Origin of the sequence: Halobaculum rarum (genome assembly GCF_040025155.1) — an archaeon.
Taxonomy (GTDB): Archaea; Halobacteriota; Halobacteria; order Halobacteriales; family Haloferacaceae; genus Halobaculum; species Halobaculum rarum.
Map to the genome: position 1 here is coordinate 2,383,047 of NZ_CP157275.1, position 23,171 is coordinate 2,406,217.

The window sequence follows — 23,171 nt, forward strand, 5'->3', positions numbered from 1 at the left end:
GCGGTATTCTGTCTCGGTATGTGCGGTCGCTACTCGCTCACGCTCTCCGCCGGCGACCTCGCCGAGCGGTTCGACGCCGCGGTCCCCGACGACTGGGAGCCGCGGTACAACTGCGCGCCGGGGCAGGACCTCCCCGTCGTCGCCGCCGACGCCCCCGACGAGTTCCGGCGGATGACGTGGGGCTACACCCCGCCGGGAGCCGACGAGGCACGCGAGTTGATCAACGCCCGAACCGAGACCGTCGACGAGAAGCGCGCCTTCGCGGAGTCGTTCGAGGCGCGCCGCTGTCTCGTGCCCGCGGACGGCTTCTACGAGTGGAGCGACCGCGACGGCAGGAAGCGCCCATATCGAGTGGCCTTCGAGGACGAGCGCGCGTTCGCCATGGCCGGCATTCACGCGACGTGGGAGCCGCCGACACCGGGGCGGCAGGCCGGCCTCGGCGAGTGGGGCGGCGGCAGCGACGACGGTGACGGCGACGAGCGCGTCGAGGCGTTCGCCGTCCTCACGACGGAGCCGAACGAGCGGGTGGCCGATCTCCACCACCGGATGGCGGTCGTCCTGTCCCGGAACCGGGAGCACGACTGGCTCGCGGGGGACATCGGGAAATCGGACCTCCTCGCGCCGTATCCCGGTGACGACATGCGATACTACCCGGTCTCGACGCGCGTGAACTCCCCCGCGAACGACGAGCCGTCGCTGATCGAGGATCGGACCGCTCGGTGACCGTGTGCCGATCGCCCGCGTTCGGATCCGCTCCTGTCGAGTAGGCGGAGCCTACTTGAGCGAGCGGCCGGACCCGACAGTATGGGCAAGCCGCCCGGCCGGTTCGACCTCGCCGACCTGACCCAACAGGTGCTCGGGGCGGTTCTGATCGCCGGGGGGTTGTTGATTCCCGGCGACATCTGGGAGGTCGCCGCCGGGATGAGCCTCGTGCACGCGGCCGCCGGCGTTGCGCTCGGACTCAGTCTGACATACATCGCGCTCTCCACCACCGTCGAGCGACGCGACTCACACGAGCGGCCGATCGCGGGGTTCCCGCTGCGGTTCGCCTCGACGGTCGCCGTCGCGCTCGCCGTCTCGCTGCTGTTCGTTCTGATCTACGACCTCCCGCTGGACGGCGAGAACTCTCTCGTCGAGACAGCCAAGGCCGTGCTGCTCGCGACGTTCTTCTCCGCCCTTGTGGCCGCCGTCGCGGACTCGGCGATCGAGTGACGCGGCCGTGGCCGACCCATTCCTCGACCGTACCGCGGAAACCCGACCGCGTTCGGTGGTTCTTGGCCTCGATGTTCTCCCGGGATCGAAGTCAATTCGATATAGCGATATACAATTTACCCGACCGGCAGCGAACTCCTCCTGCACGATAAATTCATGTATAGTTTCGACAGGATTGAGTGAGATCCCCTGTCTCGGGAGGATACCGGCCGGTCGACGCGGGCGTCGGCGACGCCGTTCCCGCCCGCTCGCCTCCGTTCTGCTACTCCAGCAGCGAGTAGATGTGCTCGTCGTACGTCTCGCGGACGTTGTCGCCCCAGTTGTGGGTGTACGTGTCGATGATGTCGTCACCGACGTCGCCGCGGAGGTACTTCACGACGCCGCGATCCCCGGTTCGGTCCCGCAGGTGGGTCGTGAAGAAGTGCCGGAAGTAGTGAGGAGTCACGTTCTCGGTCGCCCCGGCGCCGCGCTCGTACCAGCCGACGTCCTCCGCGTGCGTTCGGACGATACGCCCGACCTGTTCGGGCGTGAGGCGTTCGCCCCAGCCGCTTCCGGTGCCCGCGAACAGGGGCTCGGCAGGCGAGACGGCGTCGGGGCGGATCGCGAGCCACCGAACGAGCGTTTCGGCGAGTTCGTCGTCGATCGGGATCACCGTGCCGCGCTTGCGCTTGTTCGAAGCGGTTCGCTCTTCGCCGTTGTACGGCTCGCCGACCGACGGCTCGCTGGCGACGAACAGCGAGTCCGGCCGGCCGTCCAACTGGGCACGCGTCCCCGCGTCGTACCCGTCGAGACCCCGCGAGAGAGCCATATCTCGACGATCGAGGTTGCACAGCTCGCCGACACGCATTCCCGTCTTCAGCAGCGTGACGACCAGCGCCCGTTCCAGCGGGTGAGTGATGCCGCCGACGAAGCTCCGCATCCGCGACACGGAAATCTCTCGGCGGGTGGGATCGGTGTCGATCCGTTCGTCGAGTTCCTCCATCACCAGCGCCATCGGGTTCGCGTCGAACGCCCCGACCTGCGTCATGTACGCGAAGAAGCGGTGGAGGTACGCCGCGTACGTCGCCGTCGTCGAGTCCGTCAAGTCAGGGTCGCGACGCAGCTCGTGGACGAACGCCATGCAGTCACGATGGGAGGCCGCGGCCGGCTCGCTCGCGCCACCGGCCGGCCCTCGGCTCTCGTCCGTGAGAAACGACTCGAACCGCCGGAGCACGCGGCCGTACTCCGACTGTGTCCGCCGGCTTTTCCCGTGAAGCTCCATGTCCTCGAGGAAGTAGCCGACCGGATCGTCGCCGGCATCGTCGCCATCGCCGTCCTCCATCCCGTCTGCTGCGCTCATGACTCCACCAACACGTAGCCGCCGTCGCGACCGCTGTAGCGAACCCGACCTCGTGACTGGAGGTTGCCCATCGTTTCGTCGACGCGCGCCTCGATGTCGCCGGCGACCGCCTCGACGAGTTCGTCGAACGACAGAACCTCGGCGTCGGAGAGCGTATCGAGGAGGTCGTCTTCGAGGCCGCTACCCCTGGGGTCGGAGGGGGGAGAACCACCCTCCGCGTTTGCGGAATCGGTTGCCGGTTCGTCGCGATCCTCGGTCGAGCGCGACTCGACTCCGGCGGGCGGGCCGAACTCCTCGGCGATGCCGAGGTCGCGGCGCCCCGCTTGGACCATCGTCCGGAGGAACTCAGATTGAGACATATCGAGGCGCTCGGCGTCTGCGACCCACTCCGCCTTCTGGTAGGTCGGCACCCGCGCGGTCACGGCGACTCGTTCGGTGTCGGCGTCCGCTTCGCTCATATCTCTCCTCTTCGGGGCGGCCCACATGAATCTGATGCAACCTCGTGTCCTAATGCACTAATTCTGTATATTTCATCAAAACACAGAACCGCATCAGCTGCGTTATAACGGTGCTTATCGTCGAGTAACGCCGACTTACCGGACCACGAAACTTGAAGCAATAATCTGTCTTTGTCTCTCCGAAGAACCGCTCAGTCCGTGACGACGTGTTCCTCGACCAGCCGATCGATCTCGTCGATCTCGTCGATCTCGTCGATCTCGTCGATCTCGTCGATCTCGTCGATCTCGTCGATCTCGTCGATCTCGTCGATCTCGTCGATCTCGTCCGTCTGGTCGTCGACCGCCTCGACGATCTCGGTCGTTCCGGCCGCCGTCTCCTCGGTCGACTCGACGACTTCCTCGACCATCGTGGTCACCTCCTCGGTGCCGGCGGCCTGCTCGTCGGTCGCCCGGGCGACCTCGTGGATCTCCTGATCGGCCTCCTCGACTACTTCGTCTCTCTCCTCGAAGGTCTCCGTGGCCTCCTCTACGGCCGTGACCTCCTGCTCGATCCGCCCGTTGGTCTCCGTTAGACTCTCGACGGCGGTCTCCGTCTTCGCGTGGATCCCGTCGATCATCGACTCGATGCTCGCGGCCTGCTCCTGTGAGTCCTCTGCCGGCGACGTGATCTCGTCGGCGACTACACCGAACCCGCGGCGCCGTCGTCGACGCGTGCGGCCTCGATAGAGGCGGTGAGTGCCAGTATGTTCGGCTGTTCGGTGATCCCGTTGAATCAACCTCGATCACCTCGTCGATCTGTTCGACGCTTCCCTGAATGCCCTCTACGTCGGCCGTAACGCTGTCGGCGGCGGCGCTGATCGCCGTCATCACGTCGGCGATCTCCTCGACCGACTCCGCGTCCGACGCCGCGACCTCGCGGGCGTCGGAACTGGCTCCGGCGACCTGTTCGGAGGAGGCGGCGATCTGCTCGACGGCGGCGCTGAGGCTACCGACCTCATCGCAGACCTGCTGCATGGCCTCGTGCTGCTGGGCGACCTGATCGCGTATCTCGTCCACCTGTCGGGCGATCTCCACGGACGATCCCTGCAGCTCCCCGATCGAGGTCTGGATCTCGCTTTCGGTGTCCACGTCGAACCCGTCGTCCGGGTCAACGCCCTCCCGGACCTCCTCGTCGAGTCGACGTCGGCCTGTGAGACGACATACACTGAGCAGTGACCGGCGAGTGAAAATTCAGGTCTCGAACTATCGGGTTCGATCACGGATCCCGTTCGAGCGCGAGGTCGCGCGGCGGCGACGCACCGCATAAATTTCATGTCGCGATATCTAATCGGCCCGCCCGTCACTCAGTCGCCGTCGTACCGTCGAGCCATGACGGCATCGGGCGACTCATACTCGTCGTCGTGGCGGACACACGCGCTGAGCCGGCCGGCGTCGTCGACCGAGTGGTGGTCAGGTCGACGCTCGTCGCATATCGAGCCGAACGTCTCCGTGAGGATCGCGGTCGCCTCCTCGTCGTTTCCGCGGCGCGCGGCGTCGACGGCCTCCTCGACTGCGGCGCGCGCGTCCCCCGACAGGAGCGGCTCGCCCGGACCGACACCCTCGGTGGTCGTCCCGTCACCGGGGCGCCAGCCGAACAGGTCGGCGACCACGTCGTCGATGTCGTCGGCGGCAGTCGCCAGCCCGAGCCGACGCTTCACCTGCTCCGTGAGTCCTGTCTCGGCGTTCGCGCGCTCGCGGAACACCGTGTGCAGTGCGTCGAGCCGTTCCCAGGCGGTTCCCGAGAGGTGGTCGAACTTTTCAGGGCGGACCTTCGCCGGGCAGCGCGTCGCGAAGCGACACCCGGACGGCGGGTCCCGCGGCGACGGGGGCGTCCCGCGCAGCGTCACGCGGTCGCGGTCGGTCCCGGTGTGGCTGCCCGGGATCGCAGACAGCAGCGACAGCGTGTACGGATGTGCCGGGTCGGTGTACACCGGCTCGGTGTCGCCCAACTCGACGATGTCACCGAGATACATCACCGCCACCCGATCGGCGATGTGTCGGACGACGCTGAGGTCGTGGGCGATGAACAGGTACGTCAGCCCGAGTTCCTCCTGAAGGTCCTCGAGGAGGTTGATAACCCGGGCCTGGACGCTCACGTCGAGCGCGGACACCGGCTCGTCGAGCACGATGAACTCCGGTTCGAGCGCGAGCGCGCGCGCGATGCCGACGCGTTGGCGCTGACCGCCGGAGAACTGGTGCGGGTAGCGGTAGTAGTGCTCCTCGTTGAGCCCGACCAGATCGAGCAGCTCGAACACCCGCTGTTTGCGCTCGGACCCCGTCTTCCAGTCGTGGGCGTCGAGCGGCTCCCGGACGATCTCCCCGACGGTCATGCGATCGTTCAGGCTCGCCTCGGGGTCCTGGAACACCATCTGCGCGTCTCGCTGCCACTCGCGAAGCTGCGTTCCCGAGAGGCTCGCCACGTTTCGGCCCTCCGAGACGACCTCGCCGCCGGTGGCGTCCTCGAGTCCGAGGATGGTCCGGCCGAGCGTCGTCTTCCCGCAGCCGGACTCGCCGACGAGTCCGAGCGTCTCCCCGCGGCGGATGTCGAAGGAGACCCCGTCGACGGCTTTGACCGGGTCGTCGCCGAGGAACCCGTCGTCGTCGTAGTACGTCTTCAGCTCTCGAACCTCGACGATCGCCTCAGCGCCGTCAGCCTCGGTGTCGTCGTTCGAGGTCGTCGCCTCGGCCTCGCCGTGGTCCGATCCCCGATCGATCGCGTCGCCGCTGCTCATTCGCGCTCACCCCCGTCAGTCGCGGCGTCTCCACCGGTTGCGGTGCCGTGCCCGGAGCTGCTCGGATCGGAACCGGCCGAGGAGTCCCCGAACTCGTGGTCGTATCCCTCCTCGTGGAGCAGACACGCCGCGGAGTGGTCGGGGCCGACCCTGACCGGCTCCGGGTGTACCCGTTCGCAGGCGTCGAACGCCTCGGGACAGCGGTCCGCGAACCGACAGTCGGTCGGCTCACTCGTCGGCGTCGGGACCTCGCCGCCGATCGTCGGCAGCCGGTCGCCCGACACCGTTCGGCCGGGGATCGACGCCAGGAGCCCCCGCGTGTACGGGTGTTGCGGGGAGTCGAACAGTTCGTCGACGGGGGCCGACTCCACGATCTCGCCGGCGTACATGACGTTCACGCGGTCGGCGGTCTCCTCGATGACGCCCATGTCGTGGGTGATGAACATGATCGCGAGATCCTCCTCCTCCTGGAGTTCGTCGAGCAGCTCCAGTATCTGCGCTTGGATCGTCACGTCGAGGGCGGTCGTCGGCTCGTCGCACACGAGGAGATCAGGATCGCACGCCAACGCGACGGCGATGACCGCCCGCTGGCGCATCCCGCCGGAGAACTGATGCGGGTACTCGGTGACTCGGCGCCGCGCGTCGGGGATGCCGACCGACTCAAGCAGTCGGACGGCCTCCTCGCGCGCCGCTTGGCCCCGCAGCCCCTGGTGGATCCGCAGCGTCTCCCGGATCTGGTTGCCGACGGTGTACACCGGGTTCAGCGAGTTGCTCGGGTCCTGAAACACGATCGAGATGTCGCCCCGGTGGGTGTCCCAGTTGTCGTCGGTCAACTCGTTGCCGCGGAACCGGATCGAGCCCGACTCGACCACCCCGGGAGAGTCGATCAGTCCGAGGATCGACCGGGCCGTCACGGACTTCCCCGACCCGGACTCCCCGACGATCCCGAGGGTCTGACCCTCCTCGACGGCGAAGGAGACCCCGTCGACCGCGCGGATCGTCTCCTTGTCGGTGTGGAAGACGGTCGTCAGCCCCTCGACCTCGAGGAGGGCCTCGCGGCCGCCGTCGGTCCGAGCGGCCTCGCGGGACGGTTCCGCCGCGTGCGTGTCGCCGTCGCGGTTCGGGCGCATCAGGCACCACCCCCGCGGCCGCTGGCGGCTCCCTGGTCCTCGGCGTCGGACTCCGGATCGATCGCGTCCCGGATCCCGTCGCCGAGGGCGTTGAACCCTGTCACGACGAGGGTGATCAGGATTCCGGGAATGAGCGAGATGTGCCAGGAGGCGGTCGTCACGTAGTCCTGCCCGGCGTTCACGGCCCGGCCCCACTCGGGCGTTGGCGGGTTGACGCCCAACCCGAGGAACGAGAGCCCGGCGATGGCGATGATCGCGCCGCCGAGCGTCATCGAGCCGTACACGAGCACGTAGCCGGTGATATACGGGAGCATGTGTTTTCGCATGATCGCCGTGGGTGTCTGTCCGAACGACTTCGCGGCGTCGACCCACTCCCGGTTCGACACCTGCAGCGCCGGACCGCGGAACGACCGCCACATCGCCGGCCAGCCCGTGCCCGCGAAGATCAACGCGAGCACGAACGCCCCCGAGTAGATCTTTCCGATCCACGTTCCAGAGAGGATCACCGAGAGCATGATGAGCAGGAGCAACTGCGGCATCCCCATCACGGCGTCGGAGACCAGCACCGCGCCGAGGTCGATCTTTCCCCGGTAGTACGCCGTCACCAGCGCGAGGACGACCGCGATCGACACCGACAGGCCGACCGAAACGAGGCCGATCACCAGCGAGATCCGCGACCCGTGAGCGATAAACGTGAACAAGTCCTTCCCGCTCGGCAGCGTTCCGAACGGGTGGATACGCCCGTAATCGTCGTACTGCATCGGACCGACGTTCTCCTGTGGTGTCCCCTGCGACTGCGACCCCAGGTTCGCCTGCCCGACCGTCACCGTCCGGGTCTCGCCGTCGGCCCAGTAGGTTACCTCGTGTTGGTAGGGGTTCTCCAGGTTCGCCGCCGTCGTCGTGGGACTGAGCGCCGGCGCGAACATGACCATCACGAAGAACATCGCCACGACGACGACGCCGAACAGCCCCCACTTGTGGCGGCGGAACCGGTCGATCACGTCGTCACGGGGCGTCCAGTCGGCGATCCGGTAGTGAGTCCGGTACCGCTCGTAGCCGACCCACAGCCACGCCAGCGTCGCGAACGAGTACGCGTAGATGAGCGCGACCCGGAGGAGCCACGCCAGATCCGGCGACAGGCCGAGGAACGTGCCGACGTAGCCGCTGCCGTCGTAGTACCCCCGGTTCGGGACCGTCTCGCGCGACAGCAGCGTCGGGACGGCGTCTGCGGCCCGTTCGAGGGCTGCCACGCCGGCGGGGACGGCGACGCCCGGCACCGCGGCGACGGCGTCGGCCAGCAGCACCGCGAGGAACTGCACGACTGCGCCGGCCTGCAGCGCCAACAGCACGGCGGCGATTCCTACCCACACTGCCGCCGGGCGCGGGTTCGCCATGACTCGGTCTCGAAGCGGTGCGGCCTCGCCTTCGGTGGACGTGCTGAATTGTGTAGCCATGGAGTCAGGCCCCGTCGTACCCGACTCGGGGGTCGATCAGGGTGTAGAGGATGTCCTGTGCGATGTTGATGGTGAGCATGAGCAGAATAAACACGAACATGAGCGACCCGACCAGCGGGAGGTCGCCCTGGATCGCGGCGTCGAAGAACAGCTTCCCCATCCCGTTGATCCCGAACACGGACTCGACGAGGACGCTGCCGCCGATGAGGAGGAACGCCTCAGTGGTGATCACGGGGACCAGCGGGACGAGCGCGTTCCTGAACACGTGCTTCCAGACGATCGCCCGTCCGGGGACGCCGCGTGCGCGGGCGAAGTCGACGTACTGTTCGTTCTTCGTCTCCAGAACTGCCGTCCGTCCGATCCGCATCTCGTTGCCCATCGACGCCGAACCCAACACGAGCGCGGCCGGCAGGATCTTCTTGATCGCCGCGAGCGTCTCTCGCGGCTGTGTGAACAGCGCGAGGGGGTCGCCGGCCATGTACGAGAGTCCGGGGTTGCCGGTTACGCCGGACGGGAGGTTGACCAGGAACGTGTCCCAGTCGAAGCCGAACAGCGACTCCGAGCCGACCAGCAGCGCGAGGAGGATCACCGCGAGCCAGAAGTTCGGCATCGCGCGCCAGACGATCCCCGAAACGGAGGCGATGTAGTCGGCGACCGTGTTCGACCGGATCCCGGCGTAGAAGCCCAGCGGAACGCCGATGCAGATCGCGATGAGCACCGACCAGAAGCCGAGCCAGACGGTCCGCGGCAGGAAATCGAGCACCAGCGCGCCGACGTTCGATCCGGTGTACACGAGCCAGGTCTGGCCGAGATCGAGCGTGAACAGGCTCCACATCCAGTCGACGTAGTGCTGTAACGGGGGTTGATCGAGGCCGAGTTCGGTCCGGGCCGCCTCGTACTTCGTCTCCGTGAGTCGCTCGTTTCCGCTCAGGAGATTGGCGGCCGGGTCCACGGGACCCTGATAGATGATGAACCAGGTCATACTGGTTCCCAACCACAGGACCGGGACGGACATGAGAACGCGCTTGACGATGTATTTCAGCCGGTTCATGTGTTTCGGAGGTCTGGGGTCTCGTTGGTCACTTCGATCGTAGTATAAAAATACTGTTGAATCGACGAGTGTCGCGTTCGACCAGTCAGTTCCCGTCCTGGTCCTCGAGCGTGAGGGTGTTGAACGTCTGGTTCTCCATCGTCCCGGCCATGCGGACGTTCACCCGGTCCTGCCAGAGCCGCTGGGAGACGGAGTGAACGAGCGGGAGCTCTTGGACGGCGGCCCAGTTGACCTCCTCCTGGAAGTAGTAGACCTCGTCGCGTGCACGGACCGACTCGTCGCTCGGTCCGCGGTTCTCGAGGTACGTGTCCCACTCGCGGTCCGACTCCGGCATGAGCGGGTCGAACGGCGCCTGCGTGGACTCGGCCTCGCCGTAGTTGTAGCCGGCGTCGTTGACTGCCGACTCCAGTTCGTCGGGAGTGACGTTCTCGATGGCGACGCGGACCCGGTTGTTCTCGGTGTCGACCTTCACGTGGTCCTCGGGGAAGTCGCCGTCGAGCTGCTCGTACACGTTCGAACGGACGGCGTCGACGCCGTCGCCGTCGAAGTCGACGTCCGAGCAGACGACCTGGTAGGTCCACCGGGTGAACATCCCGCTCGGACTGTCGTACGGCGGCATGAATCGGAGGAAGTTGTCCGACTCGGGCCACTCCATCCCGTCGCCCAGCGAGAACATGTCCATCGCCCCGTCGAGGGCCTGCCCGATGATCGTCCCGAAGTCGGCCTTGACGATGTTGATGTCGATGTAGGCGGCCGTCGCCTTGTCGCGCAGCGTCTGGGCGATCGATTCCCAGGCGCCGTCGCCGGAGAACACCGTGAACTCGACCTCCGCACGGTTGTCCTCGCCGTAGCCGGCCTCCTCCATCACGCGCTGAGCCTCGCCGATCCGCGCCTCGCCGACGCCGTACGGGTAGCCATCCGAGAACTGATCCATCCGGTTTCGGTGCCCGTCCTCGTAGTGCTTGGTGTAGTTCTCGCCGGGGTTCTCGCCCTCGCGGGCCATGAACGCTCCGGGCGGCGTGAGGTGGTACGCAGCGGGCTGAAGCCCCTTGTACACGTCCTGAGAGATACGGTTCTGGTTGATCAGGTAGGCGATAGCCTGCCGGACCGGCTTCTCGGTCCGGGCGCAGTTGAACACTAGGTAGTCCGTGTCGAGCGCGGGCGCCTCGCCGTAGTTGACGGTGTTTCCGTTGTCGAGTTCGTAGGTTCCCGTCCGGTAGGTGCCGCGGTTGCGATCGATGGACCGGCGGTTTGAGTTGAACTCAGCCGTCGGCATCCCGTTGAGGAGCACGTCGAGGTTCCCGTTCTTGAACCGGGAGAACCGCGTCTGCTGGTTGCCGATCACGGTGTAGACGATCTCGTCGATGTACGGCCCCTCGCCGTAGTAGTCCTCGAACGCCGACAGCGTGATCGCGTCGCCCTTGCTCCAGGAGTCGATCTGGAACGGGCCCGTGCCCGCGAAGTACGGGCCGTCACCCGACGTGGAGAAGTACTCGTTGTACTCGTACTCGCCCTCCCACATGAGGCCGTCGACGCCCTCGTGGTCCTCGTAGTCCTTCGGGTACGCGACCGCACCCTCCGGAATCGGGGCGAACGTGCCGCTGGCGATCTGCGACATCGTCCCCGTGAACGGGGTCGCCATCGTGAACTCGAAGGTGTAGTCGTCCACCGCCTCGACGGCCAGCGTCCCGGGGATGTACGCCGCGACGCCGTCCATGTCGTCCTGCTTCTCGTGGTCGATGGCGAACGTGTCGCCGACGATGTCGTCGGCGTTGCGCGTCTCCTCGGCGCCCGCGAGCCGCTCCCACGAGTAGACGAAGTCCTGCGCCGTCAGCTCGTCGCCGTTGTGGAACTGTACGTCCTCCCGGAGCTGGAAGGTGTACGTGAGGCCGTCATCGGAGACCTCGTAGTCCGTCGCGAGCCCGGCGACCGGCGGGAGGTCGCCGTTCTCGAACGTCATGAGCGTGCCGTTGTACTGGTTATAGCCCGCGCCCGACCCCTTGGCGTTTATCGGGTCGAGCGTCTGGACCGGACCGTTGGAGGCCAACTGGAGCGTCCCGCCGGTGTACTCCCGCTCTGACTCCGGCGTCGACGTCGCCGTCGAGGTCGACCCCGGCGTGTCGGTGTCGGCTTCGGTCGACTGTTCGTCCGGTTGGTTCCCGGAGCAGCCCGCGAGCGCCGCCGCCACGCCCGAGCCTGCCGCGGTGAGAAAGCGCCGCCGAGTGGTATCCTCGGACATCAAGTACATCCGTTAGTCCGGGCATAATGTAACTTGTCATCTACAGTCCTGTGTGTGTATATACCTCTCCAGTTCCCTCTCTATTCCACATATCTGTATTTCCACGTATCGTCCATGATAGACGTTCGCCCGCGGACCCGGTGTGATCGGTCGGTCTGCGAACGGCCGGGACCGGGACCGTTTTGAGCCGGCTGTCCCACGCCACCGATATGGTCACACCGCTCGACAGGTCCGGCACCCCCGAGGGCTCGCTGATGGCCACGCTCGACCGCCCGTCCGCCGACGAACGGACGCGCGTCGCCGTCATCGCCGACCCGCATCTCTCGACCGAGGAGACCGGCACGTCGAAACTGTTCGACCGCACCGAAACGCACGTCGCCAACGCCGTCGCGGATATCGCCGAGCGCGACGTGGACGCGACGCTGTGTGTCGGTGATATCACGAAGGACGGCGAGCCGTGGAACTTCGATCGGTTCGACGAGCTCGCGGCGGATCTCGATGCACCCTTCTACTCGATCCCGGGCAACCACGACGTGCCCAAGGAGGGGTACGACCACGAGAACCTCCCGATGGCCGAGTTCGAAGCGCGGTACACGCCCGACGGCCAGGGCGTTCCGTTTCACGTCGCCGTCGGCGGGATCGACGTGATCGGCGTCAACACCGCGGGAACCGAGGACTGGCACTACGACTCGCACGCCGGGACCGTTCCCGCCGACCAGCTCGAGGAGCTGGACGCGATGCTCGCGGACGCCGACACGCCGCTCGTGCTCGCACATCACAACCTTCCCGCCATGTCCGAGCAGGTACACGAGCACCGCGAGTTGGCCGAGCCCGACATGTTCGTCCCGCCGGAGATGGACGACCCGGAGCCGTTCGTCGAGACGCTCGAACGCCACGACGCGCCGCTGTTGCTCACCGGGCACCTGCACATGCCCTCGGCCGCGGCTCAGAGGTCCGTCCGCGAGCTGATGATGCCGACGACGTGTTCGTTCCCGCAGGGGTACTGTCTGGTCGAGATCGGACCCGAGGGCACCGAGGTGCGGTTCGTCCCGGTCGCTGACTTCGATGAGATGGTCGTCGGCCACCGTGAGCGATCGACCGACTCGGTGACTGCACGGGGGCTGACCGCCATGGCGGCCACCCGCCTCGCGCAGTTCCCGCTGGTCGAGGAGTGAGATGGCCGGTCGCGACGCGGGGAGCAGCTCCGAAGGAACCTCGGTCGCCGATTCCTCAGCAGCCCCGGACGTGGTCACGCTCGGGGCCGCGACCGTCGATCGAACGTACCACGTCTCGAACATCCCCGAACCGGACGGCGGCGCCTACGCCGACGAGGTCGCCGAGGTGTTCGGCGGTGTCGGCGCGAACGTCGCGGTCGCGAGCGCCCGCCTCGGTCGGTCGGCCGGACTGATCGCCCGGATCGGCGACGACGACGTGGGCACACGCGTCGCCGCCGACCTCGACGGGCTCTCGATCGACGACACCCGCGTCCGGCGAAGGCCCGGAACGAGCACACACTGCGTGATACTCCGAGACGACGACGGGAAACGGAGCATCGTGACCGCCGGCGACTCGGCGAAACGCCTCCGGCTGACCGCCGCCGATCGCGCGTATCTCCTGGACGCCGACGCCGCCTTCCTCACCGCCTACAACCCCGATCCCGTCCACCGCACCGCGCTCGATCTCACGGAACAGGCCGACACGCCCCCGTTCGTCTTCGATCTGTCGGGGCCGCTCGCCGAACTGGCCGGTCGGGGCGCGCGCGAGGAGACGATCGACCGGTGGGTCGGGGCGGCGGACCTGTTCGTCGTCGGCACGGTCGCCGCCGAGTCGTACCTCGGCTGTACGGGCCGCGAGGCTGTCGAAGAACTCCGATCCAGGGGGGCCCGTCGAGTCGCCGTCACGGCCGGCTCGGACGGCGCCGTCCTCGGCGACGAGGAGGGGCTCCACGACCTGCCGGCGTTCGACGTGGCCGTCGCCGACGAGACGGGCGCCGGCGACGCCTACGTGGCGGCGTTGATCGACCGCTGGGTGCTCGGCGGGGACGACGCTCGCGAGGCGGGCCGCTTCGCCGCGGCCGCCGCCGCGCTGAACGTGACTGCCGCGGGAGCACGCGGCGGAGTGGCGACCCGGAAGGAGGTCGAGGCGTTTCTCGCCGACCGGTAGTCCCCGATCGGCGGTTCACTCCCGCAGTTTCTACGGCCGGGCGGCTTCGACGAGGTCTCGCACGCGAGCTTCGGAGACCGGATTCCCCACGTCGCCGTCCTCCTTGAGCGCCGTGCCGACGATGACGCCGTCGGCGAGGTCGAGCAGGCCGCCGACGGTGTCGGCGGTGACGCCGCTGCCGACGAGGATCGGCGTGTCGAGGTCGTTGGCGTCCCGGCGCTCGACGGCGTGTTCCAGATCCGAGCGGTCCGTGTCGTGACCGGTACCGGTTCCGCTGACGACGACGGCGTCCGCGAGCCCCCGCTCGACGCCGTCGGCGACGGACTCGGCGGAGAACCCCCGGGCGGCGATCGGCGCGGAGTGTTTCACGTCGTGGTCGGCGAGCACCGCCACGTCCGCGTCCAGCCGCTCGCGCAGGCGCATCGTCTCGTGTGCCCGCCCGTCGATGACGCCCTGGTCGGTCACACGGGCACCGGTATGAATGTTCACGCGGACGAAGTCGCCGCCGGCGGCCGCGGCCACCGACAGCGCCGCGTCCGCGTCGTTTCGGAGGACGTTCACGCCGACCGGCACGTCCGCCGTCTCGACGACCGCCCGCGTCGCGCGGGTCATGCTCGCGACGACGTGTTTGGGCACGTCGTCCGGGTAGAAGGGGGCGTCGCCGAAGTTCTCGACCATGATCGCGTCGACGCCGCCGGCCGCGAGCCGCCGGGCGTCGCGCTCGGCCGTCTCGATGATCGCCTCACGATCGCCGTCGTACTTCGGGGCTCCGGGAAGCGCCGGGAGATGGACCATCCCGATCACCGGCTGTCTGCCGTCCGCGAACAGCGAGTCGAACATAGCGCCTGCTACCCGCGGTCCCGGCGTTAGTCTGACGATCGGACCGGAGATCGCGTTGTCGTCTCTCGAACAGATCTCTGCCCCAACAGCGACAAATAAACTGTATTTCGCGATATAGAATTACCCTGTCAGTCGAACCGTGCAGTCGACTCACAGTACCGAGACACCTGTCGCCCGATCGGGCTAGGAGACGAACGAATCGAGCGTCTCCTGGCGGACCTCGAAGCGTGCGCCGCCGGACTCGGATTCGGCGAGGTCGACACTCCAGCCGTGGGCGTCCACGATCCCCGAGACGATCCCGAGGCCGAGTCCCGTCCCGCCGTTCAGGGAGTAGCCGAACTCCAGGACGCGATCTCGTTCGGCTTCGGGGATACCGTCCCCGTCGTCGCTCACCGCGAACCCGCGGGCGCCGTCGATCGCGTCGACCGTGACGGTCAGCGACGGAGCCGCGCGCTCGCCCGACGATATCGATCCGGGACCGGAATCGTTCCCGGACAGATTCCCGCTGTCGACGCGCTCGGCGGGGGGTTCGGCCCGGAGTTCGCTCGCCGACGAGGCGTGCTCGACGCTGTTCCTGAAGAGGTTCTCGAGCAGCGTTCGCACCCGCGCGGGGTCGCCGAGTACCATCGGGTCGGCTCGTACCCGCAACGTCGCATCCGGTGCGGCGACCGTCGCCCACGCGTCCCGCGCCGCCTCGCCGATCGACACCGGGACGGGCTCGGTGACCGGATCGTTCACGCTGCGTAGCGACTCCAACGACTCGACGAGATCGCCCAGTCGGTCCACGCCGACCTCCAGCGCGGACAGGTGTTCGTTGGACTCGTCGGCTCCCGCGGGGAGCGATTCCTCGGCGAGGAGGGCTCGGCCGCGGATAACCTGGATCGCGTTTCGCGCGTCGTGAGCGACCGCACTCGACAGGGCTTCGAGTCGATCGCGCTCCTTGCGGAGCAATCGCTCGCGATCGACCCGGTCGGTCACGTCCCGTAGCACCCGACCGACCACCGGGTTACCGTTCGCCGTGTCTCCCGAGAAGTGGACGACATCGAGGACGCGCGCCTCGCCGTTCACGTCCGTCTCGATGCGGTGCTCGCGGCGCTTGCCGTCGGCGAGTACACCGTCGCTGTGCTCGCGGAGTGCATCCGCCACGTCGGACGGAAACAGGTCACGGTCGGTCGCTCCGAGAACACGCTCTCGGGGAAGCCCGAGAATGTCGACGTAGGCGCCGTTGACTGTTCGGTACCGCCCGTTCTCGAGCACCGCCATTGGCTGGTCTGCCCGGTCGACGAGGAGCCGGTGCAGTTCGTGGTCCGCGTCCGCGACGCCGTCGAATGCGTGTCCGTCGATCGTCTCGCGAACGCGCCGGGCGAGCGTCCGGTACGGGTCGTGCCGGTCCGATCGGACGTACTCGGAGACGCCCGCCGTGATCGCGTCGATCGCGATCTCCTCGTTCCCCGCGTCGGTGAACAGGACGAACGGGACCCCCTCGCGCTCGGCGCGTACCTCCGCGAGCAGATCGAGCCCGTCCCCATCCGGAAGCTCGAACGCGCTGACGACACAGTCGATCCGTCGAGCGTCGGCGACGACGCCGATCGCCGCATCCGCGGACCCGACGGCCGTCACCGTCGCGTCCGGGAATTCCCGGTGCAGTTCGTCCGCGGCCCGGGTACAACTCCCCGAATCCGGGTCGACGTAGAGGACGTGTGGGGGAGAAGCTGTCATCGTGCCGTAGATATTAGCCATTCTAAATAACGTTGCCCATTGCGTCCGATCCACACGGCGAGCGCGGAATCGACGGGACGTAGGGGCGGTGACTCGAAACACATCGTCGCGTTGGGTGTACAGTCCGGACAACTCACTCGGGGGCTAACGCAGTGTCGACACCGCTGGCGAGCGCGATCTCGAGCGACCGAGTCGCACGCGTCGCCTCCGCCTCGTTTTCCATGAGGACGGTCTCGCTGGGGAACAGATCCTCCCCGAGCACGAGCCCGTACTCCCGGGCCGTCCCGCCGGTGACGGTAAGGTAGACGCCGAGGCCCGTCTCGGCGATCGCCGCCTCCTCCTCCTCCTGACCGGCGTCGGGGTAGACGAACTCCACGCCGTCGAGCGCGTCGGTGCCGAGGACCGCCTCGACGAGCCGCTCGTAGCGCGGCGAGATACACAGCGGTCCCTCGTAGTCGGCGACGAACGAACGGTCGAGGTCGGCGCCGGCGGGGAGCGTCTCGGGCGTCGCCATCAGGGTGTGTCGGACGGTGTCGCCGAGGCCGGTCGCGATGCGTACGTCGGTGTCTCGGGGGTCGATGCGGGCGTTCACGTCCGCGAGATCGGAGACGCCCTCGGGCTTCAGGCCGACGACTTCCTCCAACACGAGGTCCGCGGAGTCGAACCCCAGGGCGAACTCGTGGGTGCGAAGCGCGCGGAACGGCTCCTCCCGACCGACGAGACGGACGTCGTTGCCGTCGATCGCGATCAGCGCCGAGTCGAAGACGATGCGACGGGGATGACCCTCGCGGTCGTCCCGAATCAGCGTGTACTCGGGGCCGCGCCCCTCCGGGTCGCTGTAGGCGGCGAGCCGGTCGTACACGCCGCGCTCGTCGCGATCGCGGCCCTTGGTGATCGCCTTCTCGTATCGAAGCGTCGAGGACACGTCGTCGGCCAGCGCCGTCGCGTCGTCGCCGGCGACCGCCGCGAGCCGCTCCAACGCGGCCTCCAGCGGTCGCCCTTTCCGGGGAACCGCGACGGAGACGGGTCTGCTCATTGGCGGACCGTGGGGGCCCCGGTGCAAAAGCGGCGCGTTTCCGTCATGCGGCGGTCGACCTCCGACTCGGCTCGTCGGGGCGCGATACCGATCGTCGGCCCGCGATACCGGCCGCTGTCCTGCGACATGGATCTCCGACCGAAAAAGCGCCGACGGGAAGGAAAGGCTCCCGTGGCGGGCGTCGCCGTGTTACTCCCCGCCCGCGTCGTCGTCGGTATCGTCGCCGTCGGCGTCGGTACCACTGGCGTCGGTGCCGCCGGCGCCGGCAGCGCCGCCGGGTCCGAACACCGACGAGAGCCGCGTCCGGAACTCCTCGAACCCCGCGAGGTCGTCGTTGACGTCCTCGAGTTCGGCGCGCATCTCGGACAGTTCGTCGTCGACGAGCGCCGAGACGGACTCGACCTCCTCGCCCAGCGACGCCAGCTCCTCGCGCACCTCCGCGACGGCCTCGTCCTCGTCGGCGACCTCCTCGGCGAGGTCGTCGAGGTCAGCGCTGACCTCCTCGAGCGACGCTTCAAGCGATTCGGCGGTGTCGCCGACCTCGTCGCCCAGTTCGTCCACGTCCTCGCGAAGCGTGTCGACCTCCTCGCCGAGGGAATCCATCTCCTCGCTGGCGGACTGCGCGTCCTCGCCGGCGGTTCGTGCGTCTTCCCGTACCGAGTCGACCTCGTCGCGCATGGACGCGCGCTCGTCGGCAGCGTCGGCGATCTCATCGCGGGCGTCCGCGATGTCGTCGGTCAGCTCGTCGAGGTCGGCCTGAAGCCCGTCCATCCACTCGCTGGCGAGGCCGTTCTCGTCGATGAACTCCTCCAGCGCGTTCGAGTACGCCGCCATGTCCTCGACTTTCGACTGGAGTCGGGAGATGCGCGCGTCGACACTCGTCGAACGGTCGAGTTCCAGTTCCTGCTTGAGGAGTTCGCGGTCCGCCTCCGAGACGGTCCCCGCGCGGAGTTCCTCGGCGAGCGCGGCGGCGACACCGCCGGCGGCAGCCCCGGCTGCGCCCGTTCCTGCGGCAGTTCCGGCGGGCCGATCCGTCTCATCGGTGGCGGTATCAGCCTCGTCGGTGTCGTCGCCCATGTCGCCGACGGCGTCCGTTTCGGACGCTTCGTCGTCCGCGATCTCAGCAGGCTCGTCGTCGAGGTCACTGTAGGCTGCTGCGGTGTCGACACGGTGGTCGTCGGCTCCGCCGTTGAGGTCGCCCTCGCTCTCGTCAGCTGCGTCGTCGTCGAGATCAAGCGGAACATCGGCGTCGGAGTCGGCGTCGGCTTCGACACCGAGGTCGTCGACGCCGGACTCGCCGTCGGTGTCGTACGCCTCGTCGCCGTCCTCGTCGGGATCGAGATCGAGCAGTCCGTCGGGGTCGTCCGCGTCGTCACCGGTCGCCTCATCGACGGTCGTCTCGTCGTCCTCGTGGGTCTCGTCGGCGTCCAACTCGTCGAGTTCGGATTCGACGCCGCCGCCCGCCTCGGAGGAGTCGTCCGCGGCGAGCGGGTCGGTCGCTTCCCCGGCGCCCAGATCCGATTCAGCGCCGGCGAGGTCGAGCCCGTCGGACCCGTCGTCGTCCGCGGCCTCGTCGTCGGTATCGTCCCCGGCGAGCACATCTCTGACGGCCTGCGAGGAGTCGTCGCCGATCACGTCGGCCACGTCGCCGACGGGGTCGTCGTCCTCGGACACCTCGGCGACCGTCGGCGCCCCGAGGAACTGCTCGCCGTCGTCGGGATCGTCGGTTCGGATCCCGTACACCGTGACCACTTCCTCGCCGGCGTCGAGTCGGCGGCGGTACTCGACGCGGTGGTCCTGATACGCCGTCCAGTGTTCGGACTCGTATTCCGGGTGAAAGCCGATACGCTCCATCGGGAAGTCCTCCGGGATCTCGTCGACGAGACGGAACTCGGTCGCGTCCTCGCGGTCCGAGCGGAGGGTGAACTCGATCGCGGGGACGGGGAACTCGTCGGCGGTGAATCGCTTCTCGACGGTGACGCCGTCCTCCTCGACGGTGACGACGCCTGTGGTATCGGGCCCCTGACTCATGGATACATCGAGCCGAGTACAGTATAAAAAGTCACCGGGCCGATTATCGCATCGACAGGCCGCGAGGCCGCCGGACAGCGGTCTCCGGGGTCGGACTCGTCGGCGGGGCGCGCGTCTCCTCAGTCCGCCGCCGGCGCCGTCACACACGCCGGCGGAGGTCGTCTCCGGCTGTCGCCCGCGCGAGCGCTACTCGGTGACGACAGTGACGGGCACGTCGGCCTCGAGGATGATGCGCTGAGTGTCGTCGCCGAACAGCGCCTTGCCGGTCGGCGAGCGCTTGCGCCCGGCGATGAAGACGTGATCGCAGCCGCGCCGGCGCGCCTCGGACAGGACGGTTTCAGCGCGGTCGCCGACCGTGCCGACGGCCTCGTACTCGATATCGATGTCCTCCAAGACTTCGCGGCCGATATCGGAGGCATACGCCCGCGCCCCTTCGACGGCTTGGCCGACGCTGTAGGTGGAGTTGCCCCGGGTCACCTGTGCGAGCTGCTTGCGCTGTTCGTCGTACTCGTCCTCGTCGGCGACGTATAACAGCGTGAGGTCGGCGTCGACGCCGGCGGCGAGCCTGCCGGCCTCCAGCGTCAGCGTCTTCGCGGTTTCGGTCGGTCCGACGACTGCGAGGGCGTGGTCCATGACACCCGACTGTCGGGAGGGAGTGAAAACCCTGAGGGTTTGCGGACGTCGAATCGCGACGGCCGTCGCGTCGCGGGCGTCCCTCAGAGGTCGAGCCGGTCGCCGATCTCGACGATGTCGAGGCGCTCGGGGTACTCGAAGCCACGAACGTGCTTGTGGAGCGCGGTCGGGTCGGCTGTCAGCCCCTTCCACATGTCCCAGTGGCTCGGGAGCATGCGATCCGCCCGCAGCGCCTCGGCGACCTCGACGGCCTGGTTCTCGTCGCAGTACCAGCGCGTACGCTGGGGTTCGCGCGTCCGCTTGTCGGGGACGCGCCCGACGGAGCCGAACGCGACGACCGCCAGGTCGATGTCGTACTCGGCCCCGAGGTCGGCGAAGCCGTCGTGAGGCTTCGTGTCGCCGCCGTGGAAGACGGTCGTGTCGCCGTACCGGATCACGTAGCCGATCGGATGGGTCGCATCGGCGTCCTCGACCCGAACCACGTCGATCTCGAAGCCGCCGACGGAGAACGAGTCGCCTTCCTCGACCTCGTTCAGTTGGTCGTCGTCGACGTCCCAGTTGTCGGTCCAGTCCTCGTCGTCCGTCACCGCGAGGGAGTCGTCGGCGGCGTAGAAGTCGGCCTCGGAGTTCGCGAGGATCGGCGCCTGCGAGGGGCCGTGCGTGTGGTCGGTGTGCTCGTGGGTCGAAAGCACCGCGTCGGCGTCGTACACGTCCCGCGGGTCGAACGGCACCGGGATCATTCGGACGGTGCGCGGCGGGTCGCCGAGCCCGACGTACGGGTCGATCCAGAGGCTCGTCTCGTTCGCACCCTTCAGGACGAAGCCGTTGCAGCCGAGATACCAGACCGCCACGCCGTCGGGCTCGGCGGCCTCGATCGTTCGCGGGAGCCAGTCGCCCCAGTCGGACGTGATCGCCGGGTCGCTCGCGTCGCTCATGGCTGGCGCTTCCGGGCATGAGCGGTAAGGCCTGTCGACTCGACGCAGCCGGCGCCCGCTGGAACGCAGGCCCTGTGACTTCCGTATGGTTCGCTTCTGGAAGCGACCGACTACCGGCGACGCAGCATCCGGATAACAATTAGCCGTGCTATCATCCCCCAAAAGCATATGTCGAAGCACACCACCGACACAAACATGACACCGAGTGCACATCGAACGCTCGAGTTCGCGGCGATGCGCGACAACATCGCCGAGTGCGTGGCGCTCGTCGACGCGCAGACGTTCGGCCGGTCCGCGAACTGATCCTCCGGTGGTCACGAACCGACGCCGTCGGCGTCGTTGGCGTCGCCGTCAACCGCGCCAGGAGCGGTAGAGGTCGTGGCCGACCATTCCGACGCCCGGGAGGGTGACGATCCAGTTGATCAGGCCACCGACCACCGGGATCGCCGTCGCGAGCGCCAGCACGAGCGCGCCGACCAGCACGGCCGTCCCGTCGGGGTCGTCCCCGCCGGTGAGGGAACTGCCGACGACGCCGACCATCACGGCCGAGCCGACGATCCCGACGCCAGCGAGGACGAGTACCCCCGGGATGGCGATCACTAACCCGATGATCGTGATCGCCAGGATCCCCAGCGCGATCGGGACGCCGATCCCGACGATCAGCCCCCAGACGACCGCCTCGCCCGGGTCGTCGCGGAGCTCATCGAGCTTTCGCGCGGCGTACTCCGGGCCGAAGGCGACGAGCGCGCCGCCGAGGAGGAGGTTGATCACGAATCACGCGCCGAAGTTCACCGCGAGCCTGGTTCCGAGGTCGAGCGAGGACCGCGGGTCCGTGGCCCCGGGCTGTGCGGTCGCGACGCCGGCGGCGGCGATCAGCGCCAGCGTGGCGGTCACGGCGACGGCGGCGACGACCGCGACGGCGCCGCCGACCCTGCGGGTGGAGGGCATCGATGTGGAGGGCATCATCGGCGAGGGCGTCGCCTGTGGTGAATAGTTTGCGATGGGCGGTCGGCGATCCTCGTCGTGTTCGTGTGACCGCACGAGAACTCGGACGAAACCGGTGATCGCAGGCGGGTAGTCGACTACGTCGCGCCTACCAGGTGCCGTGGAAGGTGTCGAACTCCAGGTCCTCGAGCGGCTCGTTGCCGACGGCGATCTCGTACTCGCCGGGCGTGAGCATCGGCTTGTGGAACCGCGGCCCGTCGTCGGTGGTGATCCGCGGGCAGCCGGTGTTGACGAACGCGTCGAAGTCGAAGTTGCGCAGGCGGTCGGGCGTCACCTCGTCCATCGTGATGAGGTGGGCGTTGTCGTTGTTCTCGACGATCTCCTCGGCCTTCTCCCAGCGTCCCTGCCCGATCTTCGTGCAGAAGATGACGCCGAAGGTGTCGGCGTCCATCGCGCGGTGGACGGCGCCGTAGCGCTGCTTGAGGAACTTCTCGGTGTCGGCGATCGTGACGACGTTGTTGACGGGGTCGCCGATGACGACCGTCTTGTCGGGATGCTCCATCGCGAGGCCGAGCGGGTGAAACTTCCCGCCGCCGATGTACAGCACCTGATCGGCGTCGATGTCGGCGCTGGCGTAGTTGCAGCCGAGCACCTGCCCCTCGTGGGTGAGGCGGTCGTCGCCGCGGCGGGTGTGGACCTCGTAGCCGCGCTCCTCCAGCCAGTCGACCATGTCGCCGAAGAGGTTCATGTGCTGGGCGGTCGTGACGAGCCCCACGTCGGGGTCGTCCTCGGGGTCCTCGAGTTCCGCCAGCGACTCCTCCATGATCGGGAAGGGGTCGACGTTGGAGAACAGGGGGACGTAGATGATCTTGTCCGAGTCCTTCATCGGCGAGTGGCCGAAGTGGACGAACACGTCACACCGGCGCATCAGGTAGGTGTCGAGGTCGCAGGCGCCGTAGCAGGGCTGGCCCGAGATGAGGTACGTCACGTCGTCGGTCAGCTCCCGGAGGTCGTCGGCGACCGCGGGCGCGCGGCGCTTCAGCCCCTCGGGGAACTGGAGGCCGACCTTGTCGGCGTCGCGCTCCTCGACCGCCTCGACGATGCGGTCGAGTTCGTAGTCCCACTCGCGGTCGTGTTTGAGCGACATCCCCGTCTTGGTGAGGTCGCCCTCGCTCCGCTGGCTCATTGCACCTCGGTAACTACCGGAGGCGGTTA

General features: G+C 67.9%; 23 protein-coding genes. 6 read left to right on the top strand and 17 right to left on the bottom strand.

Annotated features, from left to right (window positions below; translation table 11 throughout):
- Window positions 1–18: 18 nt before the first annotated feature.
- Together ABJD39_RS12265 and ABJD39_RS12270 are read left to right on the top strand one after the other, a co-directional pair.
- Window positions 19–723: an SOS response-associated peptidase gene (locus ABJD39_RS12265; protein ID WP_348609054.1), complete on the top strand. Its 705-nt coding sequence runs from the start codon at window positions 19–21 to the stop codon at window positions 721–723.
- Window positions 724–804: 81 nt separating this feature from the next.
- Window positions 805–1,212, top strand: coding sequence for a hypothetical protein (locus ABJD39_RS12270; RefSeq protein ID WP_348609057.1), 408 nt, complete (start codon window positions 805–807; stop codon window positions 1,210–1,212).
- 262 nt (window positions 1,213–1,474) lie between these two features.
- On the opposite strand, the gene ABJD39_RS12275 is transcribed toward ABJD39_RS12270, so the two are convergent.
- The 3 genes from ABJD39_RS12275 to ABJD39_RS12285 form a co-directional block, all read right to left on the bottom strand.
- Window positions 1,475–2,551, bottom strand: a complete 1,077-nt coding sequence (locus ABJD39_RS12275) for a tyrosine-type recombinase/integrase (protein ID WP_348609060.1) — start codon at window positions 2,549–2,551, stop codon at window positions 1,475–1,477.
- A complete protein-coding gene (locus ABJD39_RS12280) occupies window positions 2,548–3,009 on the bottom strand; it encodes a DUF5805 domain-containing protein (RefSeq protein WP_348609062.1) in 462 nt (153 codons plus the stop codon). The genes ABJD39_RS12275 and ABJD39_RS12280 overlap by 4 nt, the downstream gene beginning before the upstream one ends.
- Before the next feature lie 191 nt (window positions 3,010–3,200).
- Window positions 3,201–3,785 (bottom strand): methyl-accepting chemotaxis protein, encoded by a 585-nt coding sequence (locus ABJD39_RS12285; RefSeq protein WP_348609065.1) that lies wholly within the window; start codon window positions 3,783–3,785, stop codon window positions 3,201–3,203.
- Between the two features lie 38 nt (window positions 3,786–3,823).
- Here ABJD39_RS12285 and ABJD39_RS12290 point away from each other — a divergent pair, with 38 nt between their 5' ends.
- Both ABJD39_RS12290 and ABJD39_RS12295 read left to right on the top strand, forming a co-directional pair.
- Window positions 3,824–4,048, top strand: coding sequence for a hypothetical protein (locus ABJD39_RS12290; protein ID WP_348609068.1), 225 nt, complete (start codon window positions 3,824–3,826; stop codon window positions 4,046–4,048).
- Window positions 4,030–4,224: a hypothetical protein gene (locus ABJD39_RS12295; protein ID WP_348609071.1), complete on the top strand. Its 195-nt coding sequence runs from the start codon at window positions 4,030–4,032 to the stop codon at window positions 4,222–4,224. The genes ABJD39_RS12290 and ABJD39_RS12295 overlap by 19 nt, the downstream gene beginning before the upstream one ends.
- 128 nt (window positions 4,225–4,352) lie before the next feature.
- On the opposite strand, the gene ABJD39_RS12300 is transcribed toward ABJD39_RS12295, so the two are convergent.
- The 5 genes from ABJD39_RS12300 to ABJD39_RS12320 all read right to left on the bottom strand — a co-directional run bounded on the left by ABJD39_RS12300 (window position 4,353) and on the right by ABJD39_RS12320 (window position 11,654).
- Window positions 4,353–5,780, bottom strand: a complete 1,428-nt coding sequence (locus tag ABJD39_RS12300; protein WP_348609074.1) for an ABC transporter ATP-binding protein — start codon at window positions 5,778–5,780, stop codon at window positions 4,353–4,355.
- Window positions 5,777–6,910: an ABC transporter ATP-binding protein gene (locus ABJD39_RS12305; RefSeq protein ID WP_348609077.1), complete on the bottom strand. Its 1,134-nt coding sequence runs from the start codon at window positions 6,908–6,910 to the stop codon at window positions 5,777–5,779. Before ABJD39_RS12305 ends, ABJD39_RS12300 begins: the two co-directional genes overlap by 4 nt.
- Entirely contained in the window at window positions 6,910–8,304 is a 1,395-nt protein-coding gene (locus ABJD39_RS12310) for an ABC transporter permease (protein ID WP_348609079.1), read from the bottom strand. Before ABJD39_RS12310 ends, ABJD39_RS12305 begins: the two co-directional genes overlap by 1 nt.
- 64 nt (window positions 8,305–8,368) lie before the next feature.
- Window positions 8,369–9,415: an ABC transporter permease gene (locus ABJD39_RS12315; RefSeq protein WP_348609081.1), complete on the bottom strand. Its 1,047-nt coding sequence runs from the start codon at window positions 9,413–9,415 to the stop codon at window positions 8,369–8,371.
- 85 nt (window positions 9,416–9,500) lie between these two features.
- Window positions 9,501–11,654, bottom strand: coding sequence for an ABC transporter substrate-binding protein (locus tag ABJD39_RS12320; protein ID WP_348609083.1), 2,154 nt, complete (start codon window positions 11,652–11,654; stop codon window positions 9,501–9,503).
- A gap of 209 nt (window positions 11,655–11,863) precedes the next feature.
- Between ABJD39_RS12320 and ABJD39_RS12325 the strand changes: the two genes are divergently transcribed.
- Together ABJD39_RS12325 and ABJD39_RS12330 are read left to right on the top strand one after the other, a co-directional pair.
- Complete coding sequence (locus tag ABJD39_RS12325) at window positions 11,864–12,829, top strand: metallophosphoesterase family protein (RefSeq protein ID WP_348609086.1); 966 nt, start codon at window positions 11,864–11,866, stop codon at window positions 12,827–12,829.
- 1 nt (window position 12,830) lies between these two features.
- Window positions 12,831–13,817 (top strand): carbohydrate kinase family protein, encoded by a 987-nt coding sequence (locus ABJD39_RS12330; protein WP_348609089.1) that lies wholly within the window; start codon window positions 12,831–12,833, stop codon window positions 13,815–13,817.
- Window positions 13,818–13,847: 30 nt separating this feature from the next.
- Here ABJD39_RS12330 and ABJD39_RS12335 read toward each other — a convergent pair whose 3' ends face one another.
- The 9 genes from ABJD39_RS12335 to dph2 all read right to left on the bottom strand — a co-directional run bounded on the left by ABJD39_RS12335 (window position 13,848) and on the right by dph2 (window position 23,142).
- Window positions 13,848–14,657, bottom strand: coding sequence for a BtpA/SgcQ family protein (locus ABJD39_RS12335; RefSeq protein ID WP_348609092.1), 810 nt, complete (start codon window positions 14,655–14,657; stop codon window positions 13,848–13,850).
- Window positions 14,658–14,840: 183 nt separating this feature from the next.
- Window positions 14,841–16,376 carry an ATP-binding protein gene (locus ABJD39_RS12340; RefSeq protein WP_348609095.1) on the bottom strand — a complete coding sequence of 512 codons (1,536 nt, stop codon included), beginning with the start codon at window positions 16,374–16,376 and terminating at the stop codon, window positions 14,841–14,843.
- Window positions 16,377–16,509: 133 nt separating this feature from the next.
- The gene (locus ABJD39_RS12345; RefSeq protein ID WP_348609097.1) at window positions 16,510–17,412 is read right to left on the bottom strand and encodes a hypothetical protein; all 903 of its coding nucleotides are present in this window, start codon (window positions 17,410–17,412) and stop codon (window positions 16,510–16,512) included.
- Between the two features lie 189 nt (window positions 17,413–17,601).
- The gene (locus tag ABJD39_RS12350) at window positions 17,602–19,443 is read right to left on the bottom strand and encodes a hypothetical protein (RefSeq protein WP_348609099.1); all 1,842 of its coding nucleotides are present in this window, start codon (window positions 19,441–19,443) and stop codon (window positions 17,602–17,604) included.
- Window positions 19,444–19,629: 186 nt separating this feature from the next.
- Complete coding sequence (locus tag ABJD39_RS12355) at window positions 19,630–20,076, bottom strand: universal stress protein (protein WP_348609102.1); 447 nt, start codon at window positions 20,074–20,076, stop codon at window positions 19,630–19,632.
- Between the two features lie 83 nt (window positions 20,077–20,159).
- Entirely contained in the window at window positions 20,160–21,011 is an 852-nt protein-coding gene (locus ABJD39_RS12360; protein ID WP_348609104.1) for an MBL fold metallo-hydrolase, read from the bottom strand.
- Window positions 21,012–21,362: 351 nt separating this feature from the next.
- Window positions 21,363–21,782, bottom strand: a complete 420-nt coding sequence (locus tag ABJD39_RS12365) for a hypothetical protein (RefSeq protein WP_348609107.1) — start codon at window positions 21,780–21,782, stop codon at window positions 21,363–21,365.
- Window positions 21,783–21,785: 3 nt separating this feature from the next.
- The gene (locus tag ABJD39_RS12370) at window positions 21,786–21,974 is read right to left on the bottom strand and encodes a hypothetical protein (RefSeq protein WP_348609109.1); all 189 of its coding nucleotides are present in this window, start codon (window positions 21,972–21,974) and stop codon (window positions 21,786–21,788) included.
- Between the two features lie 130 nt (window positions 21,975–22,104).
- Window positions 22,105–23,142: a diphthamide biosynthesis enzyme Dph2 gene (gene dph2 / locus ABJD39_RS12375; protein WP_348609112.1), complete on the bottom strand. Its 1,038-nt coding sequence runs from the start codon at window positions 23,140–23,142 to the stop codon at window positions 22,105–22,107.
- Between the last annotated feature and the right edge of the window lie 29 nt (window positions 23,143–23,171).